Source organism: Metabacillus malikii (genome assembly GCF_030813355.1).
Taxonomy (GTDB): domain Bacteria; phylum Bacillota; class Bacilli; order Bacillales; family Bacillaceae; genus Metabacillus; species Metabacillus malikii.
In genome coordinates, this window is record NZ_JAUSUD010000023.1 from 62,160 (window position 1) to 87,675 (window position 25,516).

Sequence of the window (25,516 nt, forward strand, 5' to 3'; positions counted from 1 at the left end):
GTCAAATATATCCTGTTTCTACCTTACAAATTTGGAGCCCTATCATAGTTTAGAGATGATTTTTTTTGCAGCAAAATAAACAGGCATAAAGATGATGATGAATAGGCCCATATCGATTAAAAGTGATGTGAAGTTAAATTTGTCACTAAATACATTGTATGTAAAGCCAATAAGCGTCGTTAGCGCTTCGTAAATAAGTACTGTTACTAATATACTAATTAATCCTACCAAAAAGTCCTTCAAATTATGGCCCCCTAGATTCTCATAGATATGATAGAGCGATTAGACTTCGATTATTGTTCATTTAAATTCGTTATAATTTGTGGCAGTTCTCCTAATTGTTGAATTGTGTAATCCGCTTGAACATTGTCCCACTGCAAATCCTTTTTCCATATGCCTGTTATGCCGACGTGTTGTGCAGCGTAGACATCATTTTCCGGGTGGTCCCCTACAAAAATGGTTTGACTCGATGACACGTTTAGCTTTTTTAACGCTCGGTTGAAAATTTTAGGGTTTGGTTTTTTGATGCCTTCCCATTCAGAGATGAGGATGACATTAAAATATTCAGCTATGCCGAGAGCTTTTATATTATCGAGTTGGAATTGTCCGAAGCCGTTCGAAATTATGCCTAATAGGATATTACGACTTTTTAATCTTTCCAACATTTGAATGAGGCCGTCATACGGAACACAGTGATGCTTAAACTCATGGAGGTAATCTTTTAAAAGAGCTTCCCAAGTCAGCCCGGTGATTTGACATTCACGTGTTAATTGCTGGTATACTTTGTCTTTCCATACATAGCCACGTTTGTCTAGCTCAATAAATCTTGCCACGTATGTTTCTTTTGGGACGTGGCCTACCCATTGATGCAGTCGGTCGTATTGGTTCGTTATGAATTTCTTTACTGACTCATCCCGGTTGAGCAGCGTTCCGTCGAAATCAAATAGGATAGCATTGATCATTTTTTTCGCTCCTTGATTAGCTTGAATACCATGTTTTCGTTTTGATGTGCACCCTTTTTTCTTCAAAAATCACCTTGGTTAGGTGTCTGTTTAATAAATTTTACGCATGTGTTATTTAGATATCAACATTATTTTAGGAAGAAATTGGTTGTCTTGATGTGGATACATATTGATAGAAAGGCTTTAAAATATGTATTTTAGGAAGCAGAACCGTCCCCCTGCTTCCGTTGTTGCTTCTGTTGGTACATTTTTTGGTCGGCGTTTGTGATTATGTCGTCGATGTTTTTGGCGTCATCCGGGTAGATGGTGGCACCGATTGAGATGCCAACTTCGAATGCCTTTTTCCTAGAGTATGCTTTTATCTCTGTATGAATATTTTGCAGGAGTGTGGGTAGTTCTGATTCTTCTTTGTAGTGGCCGAGGATGAGAAACTCATCTCCTCCCCAGCGTGCTACGATATCTTGTTTTTTCGTCGCATGTTTTAGGATGGTGGCGATGTTTGTTAATACTTCATCGCCAGTTTGATGACCGTATTTGTCGTTTATTTCTTTGAAGTTATCACAATCGATGATTAGTAAAAATAGGTTTGAATTCTTTCGATCGGATAGCAATAAATACCTACTAAACTTTTTCATAACATACCTTCGATTGTAAAGACCTGTTAAAATATCATTTTCCGAATAGTACTTTGATTTATCAAACTGTTTTCCAGACCAGTAAGCTAGCGCCATTAACAATGGATATCCAAGTAAATCTACCAAATCAAGGGTTCCATCACGATAATAATAATAAATCGAATAGAGAGTATGTACTGATAGAATGGCGCTTACTGCAAAAATTCGTCCTGTATACTTCATGTTGGTTCACGTCCTGTATGTCTAATAAGTTGTGGGTAATTAGAACTAATTATAACATATGGGATGAAAGTTTTATAGAATATTATAATGATTTTATTTGAAATTTTTAATTAGGAGTTGTTTTTGGCTCTGCTTCGGAAACATGATACTTATCAAGGAAATGTTGTTAGTCACGGAATTTTTTCGAATGAAAAACTTAATAAAAAGGAGAACCTATACCCCCTGCTAGATTCTCCAATCATTAATTATATTCATCATAATGACGCTGTGAAATGACTCCCAACTCTAATGCACGGTCTGGATGGACAAGGAACGCAGGACTTATTGCATAGAAACAGTAACTAAGAAGATAAATGAATCCGAAAAAGTAAACTGCGTCTGTACTTGTTACTAATGTAACGTGTAAAATAATCGTTCCGACAATTCCTAGGATTAATATTCCTAAAATGTAATACAAAATAAAGGGATTGGGTTCATTATCTCCCTTAGTACTCTTTCCATTTAGTCCAAGGATAAGTTTTTCCCGGTTGATAAAGCCGACCATAAATGTACCAAGATGAAATAAAATCGTTAGCCACCCTACCCAGTGACCCCAGATAAAACTAAAGAGCGGGACAGCTCCATATACTGACCACATCGTCAACATGACAAACACATTAATACTATTCAGATAAACACCACTGTACCCGTACTTTAGCCATAGGATATATAGTAAAAGAAAGACGAAAGGTAACGTTAATAGATTACCAAGGAAAATTTTTAAACTTTCTGTCACAGCACCCATAAGTGGCGCAATAATGATGCAAAAAAGAGCTACGTATACTATATTCGTATCTAAAATCGGTATTCTACCTTTTCTCAACTGAATTCCCCCTCTGACCTTCACTATAATTTGTTAAATAGTACCTCATATGGAAATTTCCTAATTGAGTATACGATCATTCTATGAATTCAGTTTCAAATAATAGAATAAATAGTAAAAAGGAAGCAGAGGGACGGTTCTTCTGCTTCCTAAAAGTTTAGCTACATTATCTCGTTTACATCCAACTCAATCTATTTACCCCTTTAATCTTCTAAAGATGTCTGACTAATAAAGAACTTACATCTGTTCGTTTATATTGATTCCATGTGGTTGTTGTTTTTATGTTAGGAAGCAAGAGAACCGTCCCCGTGCTTCTTGCATGCTTCTTGTCGAGAAATCTCAAATGGCTGTTATTTTTTTGTTAGGAAGCAACAGAACCGTCCCCACGCTTCCTGGGTGCGGGTTAGTTCGGATAGGATTTTGGTTCCGGTCCAGCTTCCGGGTAGGAATTCTGGTGGAAGCATTGGGTCTATGTCTAGTAGTTCATTTATCATTTTTTCGATTTCTAGGTAGTAGGCAGTTATGGTTAATTCATCTGGTGCTTCGGTTTGTATCAGCTTATCAACGACTGGCTTTAGTTCGGTTTTGAATTGTTCGAAACGTTGCTGATATTTAGTGTTTATCTCTTCGATTTTCCAAATTTCTGATGCTTTATTTGCGCCCTTTTCCCCATCGGTTGAAATGTTGTTTAGCAGAAATTCTTGACTTGTAAGAATCGTTACAAAGTCTTCAATTTCAAGTGTATCAATCACATTCATCACTTCACTCGTTACATCCCAAGGGTAAATATAGACACCTTTATTTAGCTGTCCAAAACCTAACTGTATTAATTTCCTTCTAAAGATATCTCTTTTTTTTCTTAACGTTTCTGGTATTTCCATCAATACGATATACCATTTCCCATTCCAATGCTTGCTATAAAAGTCTCTTCTGACATTGTATGAAGCAAGAACTTCCTCCCCTAGTGGAGTGATCCGATATACGGAACGATTTATCGAGATTATGTAATTTTGTTTTTTTAACTTTGATAAGCCATTACGTACAATTTGTGGTGTATTTCCCATTCGCTCGAATATTTTAATCAGCTTATTACTGTCGATTTCTTCTACTTTCGAGAGTAGAAATAGCAATTGCTTTTCAAGAGTCACAGCACTCACCTCTATGTTAATGATAAAGATTGTCCTTAGATTTTCAACTACTTTTTATCGGGTAAGACACTAGCTTTAAGAAACTATTGATTGACAATATTATCCTCCACAAATATAATATTTTTATACACGTTCGTATATAATTTAATTATAAAAGGAGATGGAGAATTTGCGAGAACATTTATTAAATCGCATAGAAGCCGAATTTAAGGAATTTCGAGTTTTAGATGAGGAAGGAAATGTGATCAATGAGGAATTATTTCCGAACTTAAGCGATTATGAATTAGTGGAATTGATGAAAAGGATGGTTTACACGAGAACTCTTGATAAGCAATCGATTTTGTTAAATCGCCAAGGAAGGCTCGGATTTTATGCTCCTACATCTGGGCAGGAAGCATCAATGGTGGGAAGTCAATTTGCGCTTAGTAAAGAGGATTGGCTACTACCTGGTTATCGTGATATTCCACAACTGTTTTTCCATGGTGTACCGTTACAAAATCTCTTTTTATGGTCTCGTGGTCATTATAAGGCAGGACAATTTCCCGAGGGTGTCAATGCTTTACTTCCACAAATTATTATCGGTGCCCAAATTATTCAAACAGCTGGCGTCGCACTCGGTTTAAAGAAAAAACATAAACATGCCGTTGCGATTGGCTACACTGGTGATGGCGGTTCGTCACAAGGAGATTTTTATGAAGGAATGAATTTTGCTGGTGCCTTTAACGCCCCTGCGATCTTTTTCGTACAAAATAATCAATTTGCGATTTCAACACCGTTTTCTAAACAAACAGCTGCCAAAACGATCGCCCAAAAATCGGTTGCTGCTGGTATTAAAGGGATTAGAGTGGATGGAATGGACGTATTAGCTGTTTATAAAGCGACAAGTGATGCACGCAATGAAGCGATAAATCACGAAGGCCCAACACTAATCGAAGCACTCACCTATCGATTTGGTCCCCATTCAACATCAGGTGATAACCCTGACTTATATCGACAGTCTGAGGACGTGGAAGAATGGAAAAAGAAAGACCCGTTAATTCGTTACCGGATCTTCCTAACGAAGAAAGGGCTTTGGAACGAAGAGTTTGAAGAATCCGTTATATCCCAGGCAAAAGAAGAGATTAAGCAAGCGATAAAAGAAATTGATAAGTTGCCGCGACAAACTGTTGAGGACCTTCATCGGTATATGTACGAGAAGCGGTAGGTAGAGGTTTTTTTGTTAATTAATATGACTAGTGAAAGATTGTATATGTAAGTGAGTATACGGAGCGAATATTTTTATAGGAACCCTACTATTATCAAGGTTCCTATTTTACTATGTTTGCATTTTATTATGTATCATAGGGGCTAGTCATTTAATGTTTCAATTTTAGTAGCTTTAGCTTGCTCAGGATATGATGCAAGGATATTACCATCAATCCATACCCTTACTTCATCCCCTTTTGACCATTCATCGGTTTTCTTTACATCAAGAGAAATTAGAGGCATGCCTTTTTCCTCATCTAATATTTGTGAAATTGATTTGTCTTTAATTTCTTCATACTTTTCTTGGGGAAGGTTTTTCGAGAGTAAGACTTCATTTTCTGTGACTTCTAGGATAATTCCTCTCATGTCCTCCTTGCCACACGCTACGAGAGAGCTAGATATGATAACCATTAGGGTAATAAAGAGTATCTTTTTCATTTAAACACACCTCCTCTTTAAAAAAGTAGACGAATTCTATTCTTGTAGGTTACATTTAGGAAGCAGAACCGTCCCCCCGCTTCCGTTGTTGCTCCCCAATCGGTGTCACAATTCCATCCATACTTATGGCGTTTTTCTTTATATGGTATTCCTCTAGGTCTTGTTCACTTTTGTTCGTTGCCCATTTTTGGAGGGTATCGCGCTCACCTTCGTAAGTGAAGAATGGGACACTAAATCCACATGATGTTTTGACTGCTTCAATTGTTGCATGGATGATTTGTCTTGCGCCTGGAAGGATGTCGAAGTGGGTTGCTAACTCATTCCATTCAGGTGTGTCAGGTAAAATTACACGACCACGCCCGTAGAGTCGTAATATCATAGGTGGACCATCAAAAGCGATGAACATAAACGTAATTCTTCCGTTTTCTTTCAAATGTGCACTCGTTTCATTCCCACTGCCTGTTAAATCTAAGTAAGCTACTTCATTTGCAGAAAAAATCCGAAAGACATCATAGCCCTTTGGAGAAAGGTTTACATGCCCGTCTGCTGATATCGGTGCCGATCCTACGAAAAATATCCTTTGATTTTTGATAAATTGCTCATGTTTCGGTAGGATTGATGAATACATTTTCCCCATATTGTACCTCCTTAATTTTAAATCGGATTTATGATATGCATGATGTTTGTGCAACGGATGAAGTACTTTTCACGTAAGTTTTTGAGCTGAATTGTCTTCATGTAACGGATGAAGAACTTTTTGCGTAAATTTCGAAACTGAATTCGTCTTCATATAACGCATGAAGAACTTTTTTGCTTTTTTTCATAAAATTTCAACGTATCTCTAGAAACACCTAAAAATTTTGCAACTTGTCCAATTGTGAACATGGTTCTCTCCTTTTCTATTATTTATAGATAAATAGCTATAATCATAACTATTAAGGAATGAGGCTTAAGATAAGATTTTGCTAAATAAGGTATTTGGCTAAAAAATAAGGGAACATCCTTAAGGAGCCCCCTTTGTTAATCCTCTGCTTTTTGAAAAAGAAGGGTTCACTAATTATTATTTCTTTGATTTCTCAATGATATTTTTTTTACTAAATTTAATCTGGAACCTAAGCCTAAATAAACGAATAACCCTGCACAAATTGAGATGACTGAAATAACTAAAGCACGAGAATATAAGTTTAGAGCATCTGACAAACATCGTTCGGTCAAAAATTGAACAAACCAAACAACTAATGACATTGCCAAAACTATCAAGATAACCTCTATTAATGACTTTAGTAATGGTAATAACTTATATTGAATCGTTTTCTTAATGTTGTAAATGTTATATAGAATTGAGACGATAAAACCAAAATAGGTAGCTAAAATAGGACCTATTTCCTCTAAATATGGTACGAGTATGACGTTTAAAACGATCTTTAAAAAAATCCCCAAACTAATGCCTATGATTAATTTCTTTTGCTGATTTATTCCTTGCATAATAGCAGCTGTTACCGTAAATAAAGCAAAAAATACTGCGGCTAAAGAGTACCATTGTAAAATACCCCCACCTAGCTCAGGACTGTTTTCTAACCCGAAAATCATAGTATAAATTGGTTCTCCAACAATACATAAGCCCATTGCAGCTGGAAGAGTAAAGAACATAAGAATTTGGATCGTTTGAGTAATCTTAGTTTGTACTTCTAGCATTCTTCCACTAGTAAATGCTGAAGTGATGCCAGGTATTAACGACATACCGAATGCTGTTGCCAATGAGACGGGAACCATGACGAGTATTTGAGCTAACCCGATAGCTGAATTAATTGTCTCAGCCTCTTCTAATTTATAGCCTATAGACTGAAACAATTTATTAATGGTAAAGGTATCAATGTTCTGATAAATAGGTATAGCTAGTCCTGTTATAACAAAAGGAATTGCATATCCGATTAATTCCTTGTATATTGATATCACCTTGATGTCCTCGTTATTCGGACTCATATCTCTTTGTTTTTTGATTAATTGTCTTCGTTTAAAGAAAACAACTAATAAAATGATAAACCCTGCTACACCACCTATAAAGGCGGCAAAGGTTGCAATCCCTACAGCATTTGTAAGAGAGCTGTTAAAGATGTGAATTGTCACATATGCACCAGCCAAAATAAAAATAATTCTCACTACCTGCTCAATCACTGTACTTAACGCCGAAGGCCCCATCGATTGGCTCCCTTGGAAGTATCCCCTAAAAACACTCATTGCCGGAATAATTAACAAAGCAAAACTGACGAGACGAATGACATACTGAACATCCTCTATAGAATTTCCTGTTTGGTCATTTGGGTCGATTAGTAATCCTGCTAAGAACGGTGCCGATGAATACAAAACAGCAAATGATATCACACCACTTATGGCCATTAAATACATGCCAGATTTTAATAAGGTCAAACCTACTCTATAGTTACCTAATTCATTATATTTCGAAACAAATTTGGAAACGGCAAGGGGCAGGCCTATTGTTGAAATACTTAATAGGATTGTATACGGACCATACGCATATTTATAAAGAACGTAACCCTGTGTTCCTACAAGAGCCGTGAACGGAATAATATATATGAAACCTAAAATCTTAGATATTAGGCTTGCTGCCGTTAAAAAGAAAGTTCCTCTAATAAATTTACTTTCCACTGAAACACCTCTTAATCGATACTAACTATGTAAGCTATTCTTTTTATGGACTGTTTTCTCATCATTCTATATTAACATATATATCCATTCGGTATTAGAGAAATATATATTAGAAGCACCTTGTTGCTGTTAATCCCAATATAATTGAGATGGTGAAATCAAAAGAAAGAAACTCGTCAATTTAAGGACGAGTTTCTTTCTATTTAGGACTAATATACTAGTGCCGGGTTATTCATTTTTTGAAAGAGCACCTTAAAGCGCATCCTTTAACGATATTTGAGAAGGCTCTTCTTGAAGTAAATTTTGATTAGGAAGCAGAAGAACCGTCCCCCTGCTTCATTTTGATGCCTATGTACAATATGAGTGCAATGATTCCCCATGCGTTAAATATGACAGAGGAGATTAATAGAATTAATTCCACGATTTCTGGTATTTCTGTCGTTATTGTGATTAGCAATGTTACTTGTCCCAGTAATAGGATAGCGATTAACAACGGTAGATTTTTCATCATTTTTTCACACCACCTCAATCATTAAAGTATATCACAATAATTTTATCCGGACTCATATCAAGCAAATTCGTCGTAATGGATTTCATAATCACGTGCCGCTTTCGTACCATTTAAACGTATATACCGTTCTACCCGGTTCATTTTATCTGAGTCGTCTTCAATAACGAAATTAAGCATGATACTCGGATGTTTCTGAAAGTGTTCCGAGGCTTTGAGACGAATAATAGCTTCATCGCATGCAGCCATCACCTTTTTGACATGTTCATGAAAGCTCTCCGTGAACATATATGTATGCGGATTTGTGAATGTGTCTCGGTCGGTTTCTAGAAATTGACTCATCTCCTCTGACAAATCTTTAAACGTATGAAAGATCGCCCATTCTGCTTCACAATATTGATAATAAGGGTAGTCCTCGTCGTCTACTTGTGCTTGTTTCTCTAGGTTTGCTTTTGTGTTAGCAATGACTCCAATAGAACGGACATCCCCTGTGCAATCTAATGTAAATGCATATATGTCGGTATATTTTTTTGTTATTTCGAAAAAGTAGTTTTCTAATGATTGGATTAGTTTGTCGCGAAATACTATATAATCAAAGTTCATTTTTCCCTCCAAAACAATGTCGTTAGGGTTGAGTTTAATAGATTTTTGCTTGTTTGTGAACGGAGAATGGGATAATTTTGCATTTTGTGGTATTATGTTTTGCTAAATATTAGCTTGTCCACAAACTAGTACCCTTGTATTTTACACTTTTAGTAAGAAAACCGTCCTCTTGCTTCCTTCACTTTTGGAAGTGGAAGATATCGTCTCCTCGCTTTCCGCACTTTTTGGAAGCGGAGGAACCGTCCCCTTGCTTCCTTCACCTTAGGAAGCAGAGGAACCGTCCCTCTGCTTCCTGGTGTAGTGGCCGGCGATGGCTGGGAAGTGGGTTGTTTCTCTTCGGAGTTTGCGGAAGGTGATGGTGCCGTTGCCTCTTTGTAGTTCGAAGTCTAGTGGGTATTCGTGGCAGTTTAATGGGCGTTGCTTGAATGTTTTTGTATAGTATTCAATTGCTTCTTCTCGGCTTGCTGCAAAGATGAAAACGAAGGTAGTTTTGTTCATTTTTAGTGAATATACGTGAATTTTGTGGAAGCCGAGGATGTTGTTTTCAATCATTTTTGCTACTTTGTCGTGGTCTGCTTTTTCGAAGTCTAGGTTTGTGATGTTGTCTTCTAAGGAGATTTTTTGTTCTTTAATTAGGTGGTGAAGGTAATGGGCTAGTGTTGATTCTTCACGGTGGATTGCGTTTATATATAATTGTTTGATTTTCATTTTTTACACCTCTCAACTTTCATTATATTTTGATAATGGGATTATTTCTCCGGTGAAATGATTGTAGTGAACAAAAACTGAACCGACCGGACCATTTCTGTTTTTCGAGATAATGATTTCAAGTGTCTTATCTTCGTCCTCTGGGTTGTAATAGCCTTTTCGGAATAAAAACAATATGACATCTGCGTCTTGTTCGACACTTCCGGATTCCCGGATATCGGACATGACCGGTCTTTTAATGGAACGTGATTCAACTGAACGATTTAATTGTGCTAAGCAGACAATCGGGCAATCAAAGTCCTTCGCCATGAATTTCAATGATTCAGATACATCGGTCACTTGCTGATGTGCATTCCCTCCGAAGGTTTTGTCTGATTGAATCAGTGTTAAATAGTCGATAAATAAAATCGGCTTCTTGTTTGGGTATTGATGAATGACTTTTCGTGCCTTTGCTCTTATTTCTGCTACTGTCTGTCCTGAACCGTCAAAGATGTGCATCTCTGTTTTACTTAATTCATCGATAACATTTGCCCAATTTCTCTTTTGCTTATCTGTTAAGCTGCGCATTGGATGGCGCATTTTTGTACGATTGATGCCGCCAGTTGAAGCGACTAATCGTTTTGTAATGAGCTTTTCTGGCATTTCAAGTGAAAAGACGATAGGTAAGTTGCCTGCCCACCCTGCATGTTTTGCAAGGTGGAGCATGACATCAGTTTTCCCCATCGATGGTCTCGCTGCAAGAATCGTTACTTCGCCATTTTGAAAACCTCCTGTGACTTTGTCTAGCTCTTGAATACCTGTTGTTATCCCGGTGTCTTCATGTTGCTCCTCCCAAGGTGCATCATAAATTTTTGAGAGTGCTTGATGAATCGAAGTGTAGTCATCAGATTTTGCTTGAGTAAGGTTGTCTAAACTTGAGATGATCTTGGCAATATCCCAATTATTCGTAGTAGCAACAGTTAAAATGTTACGCTTTTCACGCTCCTTCCATATGTCAAGAATCAGTTTTTCAATCGATTCCAATTTAGCAGGATTTGCAAATGATTCAAGTTCCGATAAGTACGACATTCCCCCTACTGAATCTAGATGATGTAGAGTTGTTAAGGAAATAAGGTCGACATCCTGCCCTTTTTGGTTCATATCAAGGATGATTTGCAATAAGTTACTATGTTGTTTGTTTTCCAGGTGCTCTGGGCGAATTCTCGTCTCCTTTATTAAATAATCGTGTTTGATTAACGTTCCCAGCAGCGCTTTTTCGGCGGTACTCATTCTTTTTCGCCTGCCGTTAAATCAAGTACAAAGCCTGACGGAATAACCCTACCTGGTACATCATCGTTTCTTGACTTTTGTTTTCGTTGCTGCTTTTCAATATAGTCCTCAATTTCTTTCATCGTTCGTAGCGATTCATTTTGCCAGTTTTTCAAAATGCCTTCTACATAATTAAGTCTTCGCTTGTTATTGGCACAGGCGATTGATAATGCTTTTTTGATTACTTCATTTGGCTGGTGGAAATTTCCGTCGTCTAACCATGTCAGCAGCTGTTCCTTTCCATTGATGTTGGAAACGCCGAAACCGTTGTTATCCCAAAAAGTGATGATCTCTTCTACGTCTTGCTGCTGATGCTTTGGAGTTTCGTTCTTTTCACGTGATGTATGTAGTGCTTTTTGAACAGGTTCACTTACTCGAGAAGTATCGCTACAGTACGATAAAAAGAGGGTGTAAATGTCTTTTTTCTTAATTGAATCAGCTACATATTGAATGAGTGAACGGTCGATCACATCTTGTAATTCCGATTCGATGCAATCCATTACTGGTTTTCCGCCTTTCTTAAGATTGATTTTCCCCCAATTTTTTATCGCGAGTTCATTTGTTTCCTCATTGTAACGAATTAACTCATATTTCGTTGTAAACCGTTCAATGAGGGATTCCACCTTTTCGAGCGAATAACTTGTGTAAAGGACCATTTCTTTTTTCGTAATCCGATAAATGCCAATATGATTCGAATTCGGATTCGTCAACAAGTAGATGTAAAAGTATTTTTCCTCCGTCTTCATTTCTTGAACAAGTGGTTCAATCCAAAAGTTTTTCGGTATTAATTGTGTTTTCCCCATGTTTCACACATCCCTTTCTTGTTAAAAGTTTATTCACCCTTTATATACAAAGATGTGTCGTGTGGAGTAGCGTTTAATTTAAAAAATTTTAAAAAATTTGGATCGTCTTGATTGGTAACATGTTTCGAACATAGAAAAAACCACCTACAACAACAACTGTAGATGGTTTTTACCAATTACTATAACTACTACAACAATTTATATATTTATATATAGTATGTAGGGACGATGCGTGGATCGATTCAACAAACGAAATATGTAGATGTGGCGTCGTACTGAATCGGCTATATGCTAGTTTTCGGTTCGTTTGCTTGGCTGTTCATATGTTTTCGTATTTCTGATAATGAGTTACCGCTTTGTTTATGAATCGCAAAAAGATAGGTTGCGACACTTAACCAATCTCGGTGTGACATATGCTACGCGTTTAAGCAGAGAAGATCGAGATGCGGAGGCTTGCCGATTGACTGACATACTGGTGAGGTCGAGGTGAGTCGTTTATAATAGGGGGAATGTGAAGGTTTTTTCATTTTAAATCATGTGGGAACTGATTCATTGCGGGGATGAAGAAGTTTTTTCCTTTATAGCCTTTGAGAAATCGGCTTCATTACAGCTATGAAGAACTTTTTTCCTTTCTTGCCTTTGTAAAATCGGCTTCATTACAGCTATGAAGAACTTTTTCCTTTCTTGCCTTTGTAAAATCGGCTTCATTACAGCTATGAAGAACTTTTTTCCTTTCTTGTCTTTGTAAAATCGGCTTCATTACAGCTATGAAGAACTTTTCTCCTTTCTTGTCTTTGTAAAATCGGCTTCATTACAGCTATGAAGAACTTTTTTCCTTCCTTGCCTTTGTAAAACCGGCTTCATACTAGCACTGAGCCCGATTTTTAAACGGGCTCCACATAAAAACCTGTTTCATAGCGTCGATGAACCCAATCCTCCAATTAAAATCTTAGAAAAAACTAATTCATCGAACCTATGAATCAGTTTTTTCCTCCATTACCTTATTAGAAACCTGCTTCACCGCATAACTCCAATCCGATTACCTCTCAAAATCCTCATAAATACCTTCTTCAATACTCAACCTCTCAGGCCTCGCCCACAACAAATCTTACTCTCAACCAGACTAGCAATCACAAAAACACCAATACCCTAAATCGTCTTCCCCTTCTTCTTAGCATCTGCATCAAGACCGGAACCAATTGCGAGACCAATTGCAAAGCCAATCGGGATGCCTAAACCGATGTTATCGAATATTGTGAGTCCGAACATGACACCGAGGCCTAACCCAATCGACATATATAGGCTTACATAATATCCTTCTGTGACGAGGTCATGTTCCTTTTCAAAATGAGCGACGGTTTGACTGACAAATTGCTTATGTTCTTTCATTTCACTAGTTGGAAGCTGGTCGATGTGTTCGTCAAGACGAGAGAAATGTTCCTCAGCTTCAATAAATTTACGCTGACATTCCTCACAGGACTCCGAAAAGGAAGTAAGTCTTTCAACTAGACGCTCACATTTTTCTAGCTCAAGCTTCTTAAAGGTTTGGGTATCTACTGTTTGTTTGAGCTTATTAATGATGAGTTTTAGTTCGTTGCCATTGTTTTCCAACAAGAAAACTCCTTACGTTATTGTTGTGTGTTTCATGATGTTTAGGCGCGTAACCATTTCAAAATTTCCCTAGGTGTTGCATTTTTTCCATACATTAAGATACCTGTTTTGAAGATTTTTCCTGCTAGCTTCATAAAGACCCAAATGCTTAATAGTAGTACAGCGAGAGAAATAACGATTTCGACCCATGACCATGTATCTAATAACGTTAGACGCAGTAATAATACCCCTGGTGAAGAGAATGGAATATATGTGCCGATTTGTGCGATGAGACCGCTCGGATCATCGATGACTGGACCGATAAATAGAAACGGCATGAATGGTAGCATCATGACCATTCCTTGGAAGTTACCAGCTGAGGCCATATCTGCCATTGTTGCTCCTACTCCTACGAAAAGGGCAGCATATAAAAAATATCCTAATATCGCGATGAGTAAATATAACAGTACCTCTGGAACGAATAAATATTCAAATAATGGGATATCGATTTTCCATACAACCATTGGAATAATAAATACTAAAAAGACAGCCGCTTGAACCATGCCAAGGCCAAAGTAGCCGATAATTTTCCCTTGCATTAACTCACCAGGTGTGACAGATGAAAGAATAATTTCAGCGACTTTATCTTTCTTTTCCTGTGAGGCACTTTGGAAGATGTACATCCCTGAGAAGACAATCGATAATAAAATAATTCCTGCAAATGCTCCTGGAATAAGGCGTTTAAATGGGTCGTCACCTAGTATTGATTCCTCTGTTTCACCCGTTGCCTCATCATCTATGGACGCTTCTTCAAATACGATTCCTGTTGAAACAGCTGCAAGCTCTTCATCTGATAATCCGAGCTGTTTCATTTGCATTGTTTTTAATGGGGTTGACAACACTTGAATTTCGCTGCTAAAGAAATCTCCTATCTCCTCGGACGTAACAAATGAAATGACACCTTCTTCAAATGCAGATTCGTCTAGTGAAATGTAGGCTGCATTGTCCATTTCCTGCAACTCTTCACGCATTGCTTCTTCGCTTTTGTCTGTCGCTTCGATATCCCAGTTCAGCTCTTGGGTTGCAACAGTTTCCTCAATTGCTTCAATTGCGCCTATCGTGTCATGAATGAATACTTTTGTTGTAGCTGCCTCTTCCTCAGAGTCACCAAAAAGGGTGCCAATAAACATAAACCCTAAAAATAATAATGGCGTTAAAAATAATCCGATGAGAAACGATTTGTTTTTCATATTGCGTTTCATTTCCCATTTTGCAACTTTCATCGCATTACGCATTTGCCTCAGCCTCCTCTCTTAGCATGTTTTTATCAGTGGCAATATCAATAAAAATCTCGTGCAAGGAAATACGATCAATTGACAATTCATTAATCTCGAGACTTTCAGGTAAATGCTTAATCCAAGATGCGACATTTACATCTTTAGCTAAATATAAAATCGTTGCCTCGTTAGACTGTTCAACCCGCTGGACGTCTGGTAGTCCTTCGACATCTTCTAATCGATTTTTACCTTTAATTGTGCATTTGAAATTTGCGTACTCTTTTTTCACGTTATCCATTGTCCCGTAAATGACCTTTTGGCCACGATGGATTAAAAACAAGCGGTCACACATTTCTTCAACTAGATTCATTTGATGCGAGGATAAGAGAATTGCTGTGCCGTTTGCTGCTAAATTTCGAATTTCTTGTTTAAATAGGTCCTGACTAACTGGGTCAAGTCCAGAGAATGGTTCATCTAGGATTAAAAACTCCGGTTCGTGTAAAATCGAAGCAATAAACTGTACCTTTTGCCCCATTCCTTTCGAAAGTTCTTCAACAGATGCTTTATCCTTACCTTCTAAACCAAATTTCTTAAGATAGTAGAGTGCGCGCTCTTTCGCTTGTTTAATAGGATAATCCTTGAGTTCTGCTAAATATAGAAGAATATCCATTACTTTTACGTTTTTGTAAAGTCCACGTTCTTCTGGCAAATAACCGATTTTATTACGGGGAATTTCCTTTTTACCTTGGAATGTTATATTGCCTTCATCAGGGTACATGATTCCCATAATATTACGGATTGTTGTTGATTTCCCAGCACCGTTTGGCCCAAGAATTGCCATAATTTCCCCTTTTTGAACTTCAAATGAAATCCCTTTTAGAACTTGGGTCTGTTTAAATGTCTTTTTTAAGTCTTCTACTTTTAAAAATGGCTCCATCTTGTTCTCCCCCCTAGGTATTTCTAATTGCTACGGTTATGTATAGATAAATTCTCATCATAAAATACGATTATATGTTGGAAAAGTTTCATTTACTTTCAAATTTCGTGATAACCAAACAATAAAAAAACACCCACAAGTATTGATAGATCAATTGTTGTGAGTGTTTCAACTTACAGTTCACTAACTAGGAACTCTTAAAAGAAAATTAACAATAATACCCCGACGATAAAACAATAGTAGGTGAAATATGCTAGTTTTCCGTGCTTCATAATTCCCATAAACCATTTCATTGCAAAATAGGTCATAAGTAGTGTAGCAATGAAAGCTGCTGAATACGGGATTGCTAATTCAGCTTTATTTGGTTCAGCGATAAAGTCTGAGATCCCAAGGATAACGCCTCCGAGACTTATCGGAATATACATCATAAATGAAAAACGGAGAGCCGTGTCTTGCTTCATACCAACGAAAATCGATGAAATGATTGTTGCACCTGAACGACTAATACCAGGCGTTAACGCTACTGCCTGTCCTAATCCGACGATAAACGCATCCTTAACAGAGAGATCGCCATCCCCTTTTTTCCCTTTCATATTACGGATTAGCCATAGTGCAATTCCCGTCACAAAAAGCATAATCGCAATGGTTGTCATGCTCACATTTTCAGCAATCACATCATTTAATAAGACGCCTAGTACACCGGCTGGAATGGTTGCAATGACGATGTAGCAAACAAATAGAAATTCACTTTTGTATGCCTTATCTTTTGTTTTTAAATACTTAATCGAGTTTACTGCCAATCTGACAATATCGTTTCGATAAATAAACAGGATTGCCAGCAGTGAAGCAGTATTTGTTAAAATTGCAAAAGTAAACCCTTGCTCACCGACACCTAATAACTCACTTGCAATCATCACATGTCCGCTCGAAGATACCGGAATTGGCTCAGTAAATCCTTGTACTAAACCGATAATAATCATCTTAACTATTTCTACAAAATCTGTCATATTCTCCTCCTTGTAACTCTTAAAATTTTATATAAAACTAGCAAAAATAAAAACCTTTTAGCTGTTTTGTAATAGGATTGTAATAAAACATGGAATGCTTCTACTTAAATCACATATAACTTTCAAACATCTTTAATCGAATATTGCTCGTAACGCTTCTTTCCCCTTGTACTCCGGATGATTTGTAACAAGCGAAAGGCTCTGTGCATCATGGTCTGCCAGTAATATCGTTTGTTCTTGACTGATGTCAACGACTGCAAAGCCATTTTCATAGATTAATGGTGAATGTTGCGTCATAAGCCACATGTGGTTTTCATGTGCTAAATAAAACCAGTCTGAAAAAGCCTTATGTAATGTTTCTTCATATGCGATTTGTACAGTATAGGATGGCACTGGAGCATGATATGTTTTCCCGTCAGACATCGTTAACACTTTTCTGCCTGATAGCTGGTGAGAGATGTTGTAGGTGTCACTTCTAGATAAGACGTAATCTATTTCATCACCATAGCCTTCAAAGTGTAGATAAAAAGGGTACTGCAAACAATGAGTTGCAGCCTTCTTCATCAATATAAGCGTATCTTCAACATAATCGTCATTATCACCATATATATGAAATTGTTCATATTCTCCCTTGACGTTTACCCAATCTTGTTCCCTATTTTCAGCTTGCATAATCTGGATTTCCATCGTTTTCTACACCTCAATGTTCGATTATATCATTGTTCACTATGTTTTGTAGGGATTTTTTTGTTGATGTTAAGATGATTATGCAACGAAGTACATGGTACCGAAGAGTTTGACCTTGTCTACAATTGATACGATTTACCGCTTTATCTATTATCCATACTATATTCGCTTATATTTCTACTTTGTGTAAATATTATACATTTACAGTTTTCAGTGACCTTTTTCTATAGTAAAATTAAGTATATTGTATTTTTTACCATTTTGATAGAAAGAGAGGTTGTACTGTTGAGCAAATATCATACTCGTTCGATCCTTTTCCTTGGGGTATTTTTAGCTTTTCTCATTTTATTATATAGTAACGTTTCATTCGGCGATTTTAGCAATGTCATTTACATATGGATGATTCTTGCACCGATTACTGGAGCTGTTTTTGCGATGAAAGGAAAAGGCGGTTGGGGTTGGTGCCTCTTTAGCTTAAACGTCGTTTGCTTCATTTCAATTGTTTCGATTTTTAGCCTCGGCTATTATCCTGCTTAATCTATGTTTAAAATTATTACTCTAAACATCCTTATGGTTATTATGATAATAGATAAACGTTGCTTTATTATGAATACTCTATATTATATGACCGATATTTTGTATAGCTTAAGTCAGTCAGAAATTCTTAATCAAGAGAGGTGAAGGATGAAAACGTTATATATTGCTATAACGATGATTGCCATCATATTGGGTGGCTGTTCTCATGCAGTAGAAGATTATCCTACGGCAGTAATGTGGAATGATACGATTTACGGTTCAGGAGACATGATGACCAAAGAAGAAGGAGGAAAGCAAATCGGGGAAATTAGTAAACATGTATCTACGTTCCCAAATAAAGAAGGAGAATCTAACCAATATTTAGCTTCTACTACTATTTATGAAGTAAAGGGACGTTCAAAAAATAAAACGATCGCAATTGAAGAAAATGAACAGTACCGCGTATTCAATAAAGAATGAAACTAGTTTAAAGGATAGGAAACCTGGTGAGCTTGGGTTTCCTACCTTTATAAAGTAAACAGTGTTTTACTTAAGAAATAACTGTATCAATCCGTTTACTTCTTACGTTGTTCTTTCCTCGCCTGCAAATCAGACAAAATTTGCGGATAGATTTTATCTAGTTTATAGAAAGAAAGTATCGCAATTTGTAAACATGCGATAATCGCTGGTGCCCAAACATATAAGAAGATTATCATTGAAAGTGCTGAGTCTGTTTGCTCCGCGGTTCCACCAACATAGCCGCCAAGTGATAAGAGCCATCCCATCATGGCTGCACCTAATCCCATTACCAAAGTCATTTTACGAAAGTGTTTAAGAAATTTACGGGAACAACACCGAAGAGATATAAGTCACAGCAAGTTTTGGACAAATAGTATGCTATTTCTGCTGAACATCAAAATTAAGTTGGGCTGTTTTACTAAACATTAATCCATCCTACATATTGTCATTTTGAGTTAGTTACCTCTTGCAGCAGTCTGCAATAGCCGTGATGGGTGGTGGGCTTGTCAAGCTTTACGGTCACGCTAACTTTACCTTTAGTATAATTAGAAAAAGCGATACCCCATTTGTTGAAGTATCGATACCCACTAATTTAATAATTTATGTGCTATTTATCCTTGTTAATTTAGTCATCATGTTTCTTTTTTAATAATGCACCTGCAATAGCAGCAAAAATGTCAGCAATAAATGTAATAATCGCTCCCATTTTACTCCCCCTTTGCGATTTCAATGCGGTTGCTGTATATTTACATTTTACCATATTTTACAATGCTTTGTTTCACTAATTTGAACCGTTAATGTATAAAAAATGAGCCCTACCCTATGGTTTAAGTGCATTTCGTCACACGTTTATTGGCAAGGTTGAAATTCAATCGTCTTCTCTTGATACATGTTATCTCGATCTTCAAAAATAATGACAATATTCCCAACAAATTTGCCCGGTGTTATTTGTCCAGCAATGCTTACAATTAGTTGATTGTCTCTAACTTCATAATCGATAATACTACCAAAACCTATACCATCAAATAAGTTTTCAGATTTGATTTCCATCGGGTTTATATTTACTGTACATTTTTTGTCTCCGATAATAACCTCGGCATATTCAGCAGTCAACTTCGTTATTACTTTCATATTAATTATTGTTAAAGGATTATGAACAATCACTTCGTTTAAACGGTTATTCAAAACGTCAAAAACATAAACATCTTCCCATAATACACCAGTTCCATAACCCTTTGTCAAAATAATAATTAACTCTTTATTTTGGTCTTTTTTAATGTCTTCGTAGATAATTTGTGGTCTATAAGCTGGGTTTATTTCACTAATCCAAAAAGGCATCGAATATAACTCCCTTTTGAAATTAATTTTGAACCCCCTAAATAGACCATCCATTCTCTTAGCGTACAGGGTTATATTCTCTTTTTCGTTCCTACTAACCATTTCATATGATTCGTTCTCTGCTAGGGCAATGATAGGGTATATCGTAAAAGTAACAACAACTATTATTAATCCAATAAATATTTTCATAGTAACATCCCTTTTAGTAGCCCCATTATTTTCCTCGTCCCTACTAACATGTGTCTTAATTAGAATAGTTTATATATTTTGCAGTAACGTTCAATAGAATGATTGTTACTTAACAACTTCCATTGACCTAGCAATATCTATCATCATTTCTTTGTTTATCCTTGAACTATACATCTCTACAGTAGTTCCATCCTGTGTCCATTGTAATAAACCACCCGTTATTAATTCGCCTTTATTGTCTACTTTTCCACTATTGACCCATGAACTAAATTTCCCTCTGTTACCGTTTATATCAACCACCTCTGTACTTCCGGTAAAGATATCAACTGCTTCTGGTGCTTTTTTACGTTGTTCAATGGCTACTTTTAAGATTGTATCTTCCTTATCCATGTAGTGTAATCTGAAATGTGTAAAATTCTTTCTATTATCCATAGGATATGTCTTAATCTCTAATGTCCAATCCTCAGGTATATTTCCTGGAGCAAAAATAGGATAATCAACTTCCTTTTTTAATTCTGAAATAGTTTTACTGTTGTGATTATACTCAATTTCTTTAGCCATAATTACCATTGGATAACTGCATATAAGAATTAAAGCAATTAATGAACGAACGATATAGACCAATTTACTTCCTCCGATTCATTTAATTATGATTATTCAAATACTAACATCTCCGGTAGCAGTAAATAGTCATTATATTACTCTGGTTTCTACAATATCTACTTCATATGTGAAAACACTAATCTTCACTTTTAAAAGAAGCTTTACTATTCATTGAGTTAGCAATTTCGACTAATGCATTTTGTGAAACTTTTTCAGTATTCCTTTTATCAACACTAAGCATATATTGGCAATCATCTATTGAGAATACTAGTACATCGAAACCTGGGACATGAACAAACATTGCATCATTTCCATTCTGTAATTTCATACGTTTCAAAACATCCTTTTCATGAATTGATATTTTAGTTTTATATGGTCGTATATCAATCTTATAATGATTTTCTGGTAATTGTTCATTTATAAATTCAATATCTAGTGAGTCATTTATTACCCCTTCTAAATCATTAAATCTTCCGAAATAATGTGTAAAAGGAATAGGTGGAATTTTAAAAGGAAGTGTTAAATCCCTATTGAAGTGCTTCTCAAATTCCAGGACAGCTTCTTCAACTGTTTTATAGCCATTTTGAATGTGTAAGTTCTCAATAGGTGGAGGAGAGTTCTTGGGGTTTGCGTTCACTGCCGTACTATTCAAACCTAATAAGTAACAAAAGGATAAAACTATAAGAGGAACAGCTTTTTTCATTATTCATCATCCTAAATTATTTTAGGTATAGTTTATACAAATCAATAATAATTATCCTTATACCACTGCACCTTTAGTTACCTTTCGCTTAATAATATTGGCACTATATTAACTAGTTTTGTATTTACATCCATAAAAATATTAAGGGTTTCCTCCAGTAAACCATGCAACTAGGTACCCAAAAAATACTATAATACAAAATGCAATAAATAATAAAAATTTAATCAGCATATTTCACCCTCTTTATTTTTTACAAGGAGCAACTGTAAGACAATTTGCTACTGCCTAGATGCTTTTATATATTTTTTTCTTCTTCAGCACAATAAGCAAATTGTCTTCTTATACGGACTCACCATTACTTGAACATTATCTACTAATATCTTTGTATTTTATCTTTGCAAATTTTAACGAAAAATAAGTACCGAATAACAAAATAATACCTACAAAACTAATTGTAAAGCTATTCTAAAAGGTTTTAACATTTCATTCTCACCTATAAATATTTATGATTTTTCTAACATATCATCCTTCTTAAGCCAACCTAGTTTTTTGTAGTTTAATATGATAAAGGTGTTTTCTTTAAAGAAGGCATCTAAATAAAGTAACCAACCAGATTTATAAAAGAGCTAAATTCTATTTTTTATATAAAACGCAAGTACAAAAGGAATCAGAGGAAAAAGGACAAGGAGTCTAAACCAATTCTCTGCACCACCAAAATATAGTGATGGTAAAATAATGAGAATTCCACTACATATTATAACTTTCCAAGATTTTTTCCATAAACCACCTATTAACAATAGGGACGATACAACAATTAATATCCAAAAAATAAAACGTACCCAATAGAAACCCATCTTCATTCCCCCTATAGATGTCTAATCCTACATATTCTGGAAGGGAAGACAAATTCATTCTGATTACAGCCATTGAAATGTACCACCTCTGACATAGTTTTTACCACTGAATGACATGGGTGTACCAGTAAATGACAGTTTACCACTTTACATTACCTTTGGGTTAATAGTTTAAAAACACATAAAATTAAGTATAAATGTTATGCTTGTTATACATTAAATGAATCGAACCTGCCACAACATAGCATAAATTGACAGGATGTGTTTGTTAAAGGTTGCTAAGATGATAATAAGGAGTTGAAAGCTATGGCATGGGTGGAGTCAATCCAAAAGGCGATTGAGTATATGGAAAAAAATCTAACGGATGAAATTACGATAGAAAGTATTGCTAAACAAGCCAATGTGTCACCTTTTCATTTCCAGCGAACGTTTGCAGTTTTGACAGAAATTACGGTAGGTGACTATATAAGAAGACGGCGATTAACGTTGGCTGGAGAGGAATTGCTAACAACAGATGCGAAGATTATTGACATTGCCTATAAATATGGCTATGACACTCCCGAGGCTTTTTCTAAGGCTTTCCGCAGACAGCACAATGTTACTCCGAGTGAAGTGCGAAAGAATAAGGGCAAGTTGCAATCCTATAACCGCCTGATAATTCAGGTAATCTTGAAAGGAGCAGAACCAATGAAATATAGTATAGTTGAGAAAGATGCGTTTCAAATTGTTGGGGTTAAGCGGGAATTTTCTAGAGTGGCAGAGGAAGAAAACGTAGTAGGCATTCCGGAACTTTGGGAAGAGGTCAATCAAAATGGAATAAGTGATCTACTATTTCAATTGAATGACGGGATAGTAAAAGGTGTTTTAGGTGTTTGTGGGGAAACTAGTGAAGAGCAAAAAAGCGCTAATGTGTTTGAGTATTGGGTAGCAACTTCATACTCTGGGGAGGTTCCAGAAGGCATGCTTAGCATCGAAATCCCTTCTTCAAAGTGGGCGGTTTTTGAAGTAATTGGACCAATGCCTGCCGCGATGCAAAACACTTGGAAACGAATTTTTTCCGAATGGTTCCCTTCTACTGGGTATGAGCATGCGGGTACACCAGAATTTGAATTATATACGGATGAGGATCCCAATCATCCGGAATTGTATTCAGAAATCTGGATTCCAATTAAATAAGTCCATGTTATGTGTACGCTTATCAGCGATCGGCCGCGATTGTTGAACATCAAAAGCCTAATTCACGTTCACAAAGGATGGAATTAGGCTTTTATTTTACGTTAGCGTAAATCTCCCTTGTGGTAAATACGGTGGCAACAGGTGTTAATCTCTATGGGAATCACTGGTAATAGGGATGACACAAGTGGTACACTCTTAAGCCCAAAAATGAACTGACAAGGTTGAAATTTAGTTGTCTTCTCTTGGATACAGGTTATGTTCTTCTGTTATTAAATTTTTCACTTTAATAATTCGAAACAATTATAACAATAATTATAACAACGAGAATGAGTATTGCCGTTCTTTTGCTGTCTTTCAAGTAAACATCTCCAATAAAATAAATAATTATTCCTTATATTTATTATAAATAACGATAACTTTATTAAGCTATCCTGACCGTATAGTTCAAGAACATTAATCCCTGTAAGATTTACTCTCCCCATTTGCTTAATTACAACCGTTCATTACCTTTATGATGTTTCCTTACAAATCATTAATAAGTTGCCATCTGGATCCTTGAACACAAAATAGAAATTGTCCTGAATCTCTGTAACAAGTTCAACATTATTATCTTTCATAAATTGATAAGAAGCTTGAATATCTTCCGTTGTAAACTGAATTGATGGCACATTGTAGGTCGAGATATCACCATCTTCATTTCTCCACTTTGGCATAGCATCTAAAACTAATTCAGCTGTACCTTCCATAGGTGCCACGAAAATATGCCCGAAATATTCTTTCCCCTCATCCAAACCAAGTATTTTTTTATACCATTCTATTGATTTTTTAAGGTTTCGAACTGGAATAAACACACCACCAATTCGGTTTTTAATTGGTGTTTTGTGTACAGGTACTGTCATGAAAATCATCCCCATTTGTTTAATAGCTTTATCTCTAAAGAATTCTACAGTTTCTGACATTTACCTCTTTTATTCAAATCCCTTAACTTAACCTGCTAAGTATCTAAAATAAGGTTCCAACAAAAAGAGCATTAATACTTCTTCGATTAATGCCCCGATAAATAAGTAAATATAATATTATTAATTAATCTTTAATTTGTTCCAAAATAGTATGAAAATCCTTCTTGCTATCTAAATTCATAGACAGAGTTATACAATATCCATCAGGATCTTTTATTATTAACTCTCTAGCATTCCAAGGACGATCAATAGGCCCTTCAATTACGTCTGCCTTTTCAGTAATTGCTTTCTGAGTAAACAAACTAAGCTCATTCACTGTAAAATTTATTGCAATTCCAGCACCTTTTCCTTTATCTTTTGATGAGGTAGTAACCAACATAAGGTCTTGATACTGTTCCCCTCTAATATGGGCCATAACAACCTTACCTTCATTATCAGATAATTCAAAAACCGAACCAAAACCAAGAACCTTTTTATACCAATTGATTGATTTCTCCATATTACCTACTTCAAGTTTCACAAATAATGGCATAGGATATGCTTCCATCATTACACTCTCCTTTGATTAAGATATACTTAGCTTAATCTGTTACGTAACGTAAAGGTCAAGAGTGATTTGATTTAAATTGTTGTTTCTTACTGATTTTCTTTTTAAGTAAACATGCCTCATTAGTACAATAAGTAAATGCGACCCTCATGTTGAGAATCGCTAATTTTGAAGTTCAATTGAGCTAATGAACTTGCCAATTCTACATAAAGCAAAGCTCCCTGTTCATCAACAAATCTTTGTAATGGAATTTGATTTACATATGGCTTTCAAAATAGGATGCTTATTTAGTATTTCCAATAAAAATTATAGTGAGAATGTTGTAAACAGTCACTTTGTATCCTCACAATTACCGCAAACATTTCCAAATTCCTCCGGAATTCAATATATACTTCTCTGAAATAATGTGCTAAATTTTTTGCATATTAGAAGGGGGAGTTTTTTTATGATTATTTCTCATGATTTTGGTATTGGGGTGGTGGAATATGAAGAAAGGGGAAAAAAC

Annotated in this window: 29 protein-coding genes and 1 pseudogene; 4 read left to right on the top strand and 26 right to left on the bottom strand. The window is 36.0% G+C overall.

The genetic code is table 11. The features are described from left to right. Positions 1-42: 42 nt before the first annotated feature. The 5 genes from J2S19_RS18630 to J2S19_RS18650 form a co-directional block, all read right to left on the bottom strand. Positions 43-243, bottom strand: coding sequence for a hypothetical protein (locus tag J2S19_RS18630; RefSeq protein ID WP_307344864.1), 201 nt, complete (start codon positions 241-243; stop codon positions 43-45). A 50-nt stretch (positions 244-293) separates the two neighbouring features. Beyond that, positions 294-962: an HAD family hydrolase gene (locus tag J2S19_RS18635; protein ID WP_307344866.1), complete on the bottom strand. Its 669-nt coding sequence runs from the start codon at positions 960-962 to the stop codon at positions 294-296. Between the two features lie 197 nt (positions 963-1,159). Further along, entirely contained in the window at positions 1,160-1,819 is a 660-nt protein-coding gene (locus tag J2S19_RS18640; protein ID WP_307344868.1) for a GGDEF domain-containing protein, read from the bottom strand. 241 nt (positions 1,820-2,060) lie between these two features. Continuing rightward, the gene (locus tag J2S19_RS18645; RefSeq protein ID WP_307344870.1) at positions 2,061-2,681 is read right to left on the bottom strand and encodes a hypothetical protein; all 621 of its coding nucleotides are present in this window, start codon (positions 2,679-2,681) and stop codon (positions 2,061-2,063) included. Positions 2,682-3,031: 350 nt separating this feature from the next. Further along, positions 3,032-3,829 (bottom strand): PaaX family transcriptional regulator C-terminal domain-containing protein, encoded by a 798-nt coding sequence (locus tag J2S19_RS18650; protein ID WP_307344872.1) that lies wholly within the window; start codon positions 3,827-3,829, stop codon positions 3,032-3,034. 160 nt (positions 3,830-3,989) lie between these two features. On the opposite strand from J2S19_RS18650, the gene pdhA reads away from it, so the two are divergent. Then, positions 3,990-5,033 carry a pyruvate dehydrogenase (acetyl-transferring) E1 component subunit alpha gene (pdhA, locus tag J2S19_RS18655; RefSeq protein WP_307344874.1) on the top strand — a complete coding sequence of 348 codons (1,044 nt, stop codon included), beginning with the start codon at positions 3,990-3,992 and terminating at the stop codon, positions 5,031-5,033. A 143-nt stretch (positions 5,034-5,176) separates the two neighbouring features. Here the strand turns inward: pdhA and J2S19_RS18660 are convergent, their stop codons facing one another. The 14 genes and pseudogenes from J2S19_RS18660 to J2S19_RS18725 all read right to left on the bottom strand — a co-directional run bounded on the left by J2S19_RS18660 (position 5,177) and on the right by J2S19_RS18725 (position 17,607). Next, entirely contained in the window at positions 5,177-5,512 is a 336-nt protein-coding gene (locus tag J2S19_RS18660; protein ID WP_307344880.1) for a DUF3221 domain-containing protein, read from the bottom strand. Positions 5,513-5,567: 55 nt separating this feature from the next. Further along, positions 5,568-6,149, bottom strand: coding sequence for a pyridoxamine 5'-phosphate oxidase family protein (locus tag J2S19_RS18665; RefSeq protein WP_307344882.1), 582 nt, complete (start codon positions 6,147-6,149; stop codon positions 5,568-5,570). 173 nt (positions 6,150-6,322) lie between these two features. Continuing rightward, a pseudogene (locus tag J2S19_RS18670) lies at positions 6,323-6,397 on the bottom strand (MerR family transcriptional regulator); the annotation flags it as partial. A gap of 168 nt (positions 6,398-6,565) precedes the next feature. Beyond that, on the bottom strand, positions 6,566-8,179 hold the full coding sequence (locus J2S19_RS18675; RefSeq protein WP_307344887.1) for a putative polysaccharide biosynthesis protein: 1,614 nt from the start codon (positions 8,177-8,179) through the stop codon (positions 6,566-6,568). A gap of 307 nt (positions 8,180-8,486) precedes the next feature. Continuing rightward, positions 8,487-8,690, bottom strand: coding sequence for a hypothetical protein (locus tag J2S19_RS18680; RefSeq protein WP_307344890.1), 204 nt, complete (start codon positions 8,688-8,690; stop codon positions 8,487-8,489). Positions 8,691-8,747: 57 nt separating this feature from the next. After that, entirely contained in the window at positions 8,748-9,290 is a 543-nt protein-coding gene (locus J2S19_RS18685) for a DUF4303 domain-containing protein (protein ID WP_307344893.1), read from the bottom strand. 261 nt (positions 9,291-9,551) lie between these two features. Then, a complete protein-coding gene (locus J2S19_RS18690; RefSeq protein WP_307344896.1) occupies positions 9,552-9,998 on the bottom strand; it encodes a hypothetical protein in 447 nt (148 codons plus the stop codon). Positions 9,999-10,010: 12 nt separating this feature from the next. Next, positions 10,011-11,267, bottom strand: a complete 1,257-nt coding sequence (locus J2S19_RS18695; protein ID WP_307344899.1) for a replicative DNA helicase — start codon at positions 11,265-11,267, stop codon at positions 10,011-10,013. Beyond that, positions 11,264-12,109, bottom strand: coding sequence for a DnaD domain-containing protein (locus J2S19_RS18700; RefSeq protein ID WP_307344902.1), 846 nt, complete (start codon positions 12,107-12,109; stop codon positions 11,264-11,266). Before J2S19_RS18700 ends, J2S19_RS18695 begins: the two co-directional genes overlap by 4 nt. Before the next feature lie 1,149 nt (positions 12,110-13,258). Further along, positions 13,259-13,720, bottom strand: a complete 462-nt coding sequence (locus tag J2S19_RS18705) for a glycine zipper domain-containing protein (RefSeq protein WP_307344905.1) — start codon at positions 13,718-13,720, stop codon at positions 13,259-13,261. A 41-nt stretch (positions 13,721-13,761) separates the two neighbouring features. Further along, a complete protein-coding gene (locus J2S19_RS18710; RefSeq protein WP_307344908.1) occupies positions 13,762-14,994 on the bottom strand; it encodes an ABC transporter permease in 1,233 nt (410 codons plus the stop codon). Beyond that, positions 14,987-15,913 carry an ABC transporter ATP-binding protein gene (locus J2S19_RS18715; protein WP_307344913.1) on the bottom strand — a complete coding sequence of 309 codons (927 nt, stop codon included), beginning with the start codon at positions 15,911-15,913 and terminating at the stop codon, positions 14,987-14,989. Before J2S19_RS18715 ends, J2S19_RS18710 begins: the two co-directional genes overlap by 8 nt. Positions 15,914-16,110: 197 nt before the next feature. Next, entirely contained in the window at positions 16,111-16,920 is an 810-nt protein-coding gene (locus J2S19_RS18720; protein ID WP_307344916.1) for an undecaprenyl-diphosphate phosphatase, read from the bottom strand. 132 nt (positions 16,921-17,052) lie between these two features. Further along, positions 17,053-17,607 (bottom strand): hypothetical protein, encoded by a 555-nt coding sequence (locus J2S19_RS18725; protein ID WP_307344919.1) that lies wholly within the window; start codon positions 17,605-17,607, stop codon positions 17,053-17,055. A gap of 285 nt (positions 17,608-17,892) precedes the next feature. Here J2S19_RS18725 and J2S19_RS18730 point away from each other — a divergent pair, with 285 nt between their 5' ends. Further along, the gene (locus J2S19_RS18730) at positions 17,893-18,144 is read left to right on the top strand and encodes a hypothetical protein (RefSeq protein ID WP_307344922.1); all 252 of its coding nucleotides are present in this window, start codon (positions 17,893-17,895) and stop codon (positions 18,142-18,144) included. 147 nt (positions 18,145-18,291) lie between these two features. After that, positions 18,292-18,603 (top strand): hypothetical protein, encoded by a 312-nt coding sequence (locus tag J2S19_RS18735; protein WP_307344926.1) that lies wholly within the window; start codon positions 18,292-18,294, stop codon positions 18,601-18,603. Positions 18,604-18,698: 95 nt separating this feature from the next. Here the strand turns inward: J2S19_RS18735 and J2S19_RS18740 are convergent, their stop codons facing one another. The 5 genes from J2S19_RS18740 to J2S19_RS18760 form a co-directional block, all read right to left on the bottom strand. Further along, positions 18,699-18,941, bottom strand: coding sequence for an MFS transporter (locus J2S19_RS18740; RefSeq protein ID WP_307344929.1), 243 nt, complete (start codon positions 18,939-18,941; stop codon positions 18,699-18,701). 326 nt (positions 18,942-19,267) lie between these two features. After that, positions 19,268-19,402 (bottom strand): hypothetical protein, encoded by a 135-nt coding sequence (locus J2S19_RS18745; RefSeq protein WP_307344932.1) that lies wholly within the window; start codon positions 19,400-19,402, stop codon positions 19,268-19,270. An 89-nt stretch (positions 19,403-19,491) separates the two neighbouring features. After that, complete coding sequence (locus J2S19_RS18750; RefSeq protein ID WP_307344935.1) at positions 19,492-20,169, bottom strand: hypothetical protein; 678 nt, start codon at positions 20,167-20,169, stop codon at positions 19,492-19,494. 105 nt (positions 20,170-20,274) lie between these two features. Beyond that, on the bottom strand, positions 20,275-20,793 hold the full coding sequence (locus J2S19_RS18755) for a DUF4367 domain-containing protein (RefSeq protein WP_307344938.1): 519 nt from the start codon (positions 20,791-20,793) through the stop codon (positions 20,275-20,277). 115 nt (positions 20,794-20,908) lie between these two features. Beyond that, entirely contained in the window at positions 20,909-21,475 is a 567-nt protein-coding gene (locus tag J2S19_RS18760) for a hypothetical protein (protein WP_307344940.1), read from the bottom strand. Between the two features lie 1,160 nt (positions 21,476-22,635). On the opposite strand from J2S19_RS18760, the gene J2S19_RS18765 reads away from it, so the two are divergent. Continuing rightward, entirely contained in the window at positions 22,636-23,505 is an 870-nt protein-coding gene (locus J2S19_RS18765; protein WP_307344944.1) for an AraC family transcriptional regulator, read from the top strand. 509 nt (positions 23,506-24,014) lie between these two features. On the opposite strand, the gene J2S19_RS18770 is transcribed toward J2S19_RS18765, so the two are convergent. Continuing rightward, positions 24,015-24,404, bottom strand: a complete 390-nt coding sequence (locus J2S19_RS18770; protein ID WP_307344954.1) for a VOC family protein — start codon at positions 24,402-24,404, stop codon at positions 24,015-24,017. 184 nt (positions 24,405-24,588) lie between these two features. Next, positions 24,589-25,011 (bottom strand): VOC family protein, encoded by a 423-nt coding sequence (locus tag J2S19_RS18775; protein WP_307344946.1) that lies wholly within the window; start codon positions 25,009-25,011, stop codon positions 24,589-24,591. Positions 25,012-25,516: the final 505 nt, after the last annotated feature.

Bases quoted from the DNA above. Each gene is read 5' to 3' on its own strand.
- J2S19_RS18765 (WP_307344944.1), top strand. From the start codon at position 22,636: ATGGCATGGGTGGAGTCAATCCAAAAGGCGATTGAGTATATGGAAAAA.
- J2S19_RS18640 (WP_307344868.1), bottom strand. From the start codon at position 1,819: ATGAAGTATACAGGACGAATTTTTGCAGTAAGCGCCATTCTATCAGTA.
- J2S19_RS18710 (WP_307344908.1), bottom strand. From the start codon at position 14,994: ATGCGTAATGCGATGAAAGTTGCAAAATGGGAAATGAAACGCAATATG.
- J2S19_RS18690 (WP_307344896.1), bottom strand. From the start codon at position 9,998: ATGAAAATCAAACAATTATATATAAACGCAATCCACCGTGAAGAATCA.
- pdhA (WP_307344874.1), top strand. From the start codon at position 3,990: ATGGAGAATTTGCGAGAACATTTATTAAATCGCATAGAAGCCGAATTT.
- J2S19_RS18725 (WP_307344919.1), bottom strand. From the start codon at position 17,607: ATGGAAATCCAGATTATGCAAGCTGAAAATAGGGAACAAGATTGGGTA.
- J2S19_RS18775 (WP_307344946.1), bottom strand. From the start codon at position 25,011: ATGGAAGCATATCCTATGCCATTATTTGTGAAACTTGAAGTAGGTAAT.
- J2S19_RS18680 (WP_307344890.1), bottom strand. From the start codon at position 8,690: ATGATGAAAAATCTACCGTTGTTAATCGCTATCCTATTACTGGGACAA.
- J2S19_RS18740 (WP_307344929.1), bottom strand. From the start codon at position 18,941: ATGACTTTGGTAATGGGATTAGGTGCAGCCATGATGGGATGGCTCTTA.
- J2S19_RS18760 (WP_307344940.1), bottom strand. From the start codon at position 21,475: ATGAAAAAAGCTGTTCCTCTTATAGTTTTATCCTTTTGTTACTTATTA.
- J2S19_RS18695 (WP_307344899.1), bottom strand. From the start codon at position 11,267: ATGAGTACCGCCGAAAAAGCGCTGCTGGGAACGTTAATCAAACACGAT.
- J2S19_RS18685 (WP_307344893.1), bottom strand. From the start codon at position 9,290: ATGAACTTTGATTATATAGTATTTCGCGACAAACTAATCCAATCATTA.
- J2S19_RS18770 (WP_307344954.1), bottom strand. From the start codon at position 24,404: ATGACAGTACCTGTACACAAAACACCAATTAAAAACCGAATTGGTGGT.
- J2S19_RS18745 (WP_307344932.1), bottom strand. From the start codon at position 19,402: ATGGTAAAATGTAAATATACAGCAACCGCATTGAAATCGCAAAGGGGG.
- J2S19_RS18750 (WP_307344935.1), bottom strand. From the start codon at position 20,169: ATGAAAATATTTATTGGATTAATAATAGTTGTTGTTACTTTTACGATA.
- J2S19_RS18660 (WP_307344880.1), bottom strand. From the start codon at position 5,512: ATGAAAAAGATACTCTTTATTACCCTAATGGTTATCATATCTAGCTCT.
- J2S19_RS18735 (WP_307344926.1), top strand. From the start codon at position 18,292: ATGAAAACGTTATATATTGCTATAACGATGATTGCCATCATATTGGGT.
- J2S19_RS18635 (WP_307344866.1), bottom strand. From the start codon at position 962: ATGATCAATGCTATCCTATTTGATTTCGACGGAACGCTGCTCAACCGG.
- J2S19_RS18700 (WP_307344902.1), bottom strand. From the start codon at position 12,109: ATGGGGAAAACACAATTAATACCGAAAAACTTTTGGATTGAACCACTT.
- J2S19_RS18715 (WP_307344913.1), bottom strand. From the start codon at position 15,913: ATGGAGCCATTTTTAAAAGTAGAAGACTTAAAAAAGACATTTAAACAG.
- J2S19_RS18665 (WP_307344882.1), bottom strand. From the start codon at position 6,149: ATGGGGAAAATGTATTCATCAATCCTACCGAAACATGAGCAATTTATC.
- J2S19_RS18720 (WP_307344916.1), bottom strand. From the start codon at position 16,920: ATGACAGATTTTGTAGAAATAGTTAAGATGATTATTATCGGTTTAGTA.